General features: G+C 75.6%; 1 protein-coding gene. It reads left to right on the top strand.

Annotated elements, in window-relative coordinates; all coding sequences use genetic code 11:
* A partial coding sequence (locus AC1DUQ_RS21340; RefSeq protein WP_477074587.1) for an ATP-binding protein occupies nt 1–1,899 on the top strand: 1,899 nt, incomplete at both ends.

The following is a 1,899-nucleotide window of genomic DNA, read 5'->3' as shown; positions in this document are numbered from 1 at the left end:
GGCAAGACCCGGCTGCTGCGGCACGTCGCGGAGCTGGCCGACGCCGCCGGAGCGCGGGTCGTCGTGGCGCACTGCGTGGACCTCGGCGAGATCGGCCTCCCGTACCTGCCGTTCGCGGAGGCGCTGTCGCAGCTGCACGCGCTGGACCCCGAGGCGGTGGACGCGGTCGTCGCCAACCGTCCGGCGCTCGCCCGGCTGCTGCCCGGCCCGTCAGGCTCTGCGACCGCCCCCGACGACCAGGCGAACCGGCTCCAGCTCTTCGACGGCCTCGTCGAGGCGTTCAGCGCGGTCGGCAGTCCCGGACACCCGCTCCTGCTGGTGCTCGAGGACCTGCACTGGGCGGACGCCTCGAGCCGGGACGTGCTGCGGTTCCTGGTCTCGCGGCTGCGCGACCAGCACCTGCTCGTCGTCGCCAGCTACCGCACCGACGACCTGCACCGGCGCCACCCGTGGCGGCCGGTCGCCACGGAGCTCAGCCGCCACCCGCGCGTGGAGCGGCTCGACCTGTCCCCGTTCACCGACGACGAGCTGCGCGAGTTCACCACCGCGCTGTCCGGCGCCCCGCTGACCGAGTCCACGCTGCGCCGGGTCATCGACCGGTCCGAGGGCAACGCGTACTTCGCCGAGGAGCTGCTGGAGGCCGGCGCCGAGGCCGACGAGCTGCCCTGGTCGCTCGCCGACGTGCTGCGCGCGCGGCTCGAGCTGCTCGACCCGTCGGTCCAGCGCCTGGCGCGCATCGCCTCCGCCGCCGGCCGTCGCGTGTCGGAGCCGCTGCTGCGCGCCGCCGTCGTCGCGGACGCGGACCCGCAGCTCACCGCGCCCGGCGCGTTCGACACCGCGCTGCGGGAGGCCGTCGCCCACCACGTGCTCGTCGGCGAGGACGAGCTCATCGCGTTCCGGCACGCGCTGCTGGCAGAGGCCGTCTACACCGACCTGCTCCCTGGCGAGCAGTCGTCGCTGCACCGGGCCTACCTGCGGGTGCTCCGGGACGACCCGACGCTCGGACCGTCGTCGCAGCTGGCCTCGCACGCGCTGCGCGCACCGGACCTGCCGACCGCGCTGCGCGCCTCCCTCGACGCGGCCGACCAGGCGCACGAGGTGCTCGCGCCCGCGGAGGAGCTGCGGCACCTGGAGGTGGTGCTCCGGCTCTGGGAGGCCGTCCCGGAGGTCACGGCGACTCTCGGCACCGACCACATCGACGTGCTCGTCGCAGCCGCCGCGGCGGCGAGCCGCGCCGGGCAGGTGGACCGCTCGGTGCAGCTGGCTCGYGCGGCCGTCGAGGAGACGGCCTCGGACGTCCCGCGGCAGGCCCACCTGCGCACCGGCCTCGCGCGGTACCTGCTGGGTGTGGAGAGCGTGCACGACGCCCTCGAGCAGTCGTCGCGCGCGCTCGCCGACCTCCCGGACACCCCGACGCCGGAACGGGCCTGGGCCCTGGCCACGTACGCCCGCAGCGCGCTGAACGCGGACCTGGACGACGAGGCGGTGGCCAGCGCCACCCGCGCGGTCGAGCTCGCACGGGAGGCCGGGGCGGCCGACGCGGAGTCGGACGCGCTGACCACGCTGGCGGTGCTCGTGGTGGACGACGAGGACCGCGCGGCCGAGCTGCTGACCAGCGCGCTCGCCCGCGCCCGGGAGGCGTGCGACTACGCGACCGAGCTGCGCACCATGTACAACCTCGCCAGCAACCGGTACTACGCGGGGGACCTGCCGGGTGCCACGCAGGTCACGGCCGACGGGGTGGAGCGCGCCCGCTCGCTCGGGATGACGTGGAGCGTCTACGGCGTCGAGCTGCACATGTTCACGCAGCTCATCCGGTACGTGTCGGGTGACCTGCGTGCCGCGGCCATCGGGGCCGTCCCGGACGAGCTGGCCGACACGCTCATCGCCGTGAACCTC

The sequence above is a fragment of the Cellulomonas sp. P4_B5_2 genome (genome assembly GCF_056402235.1).
This window is presented reverse-complemented; position numbering and strand designations above follow the sequence as displayed.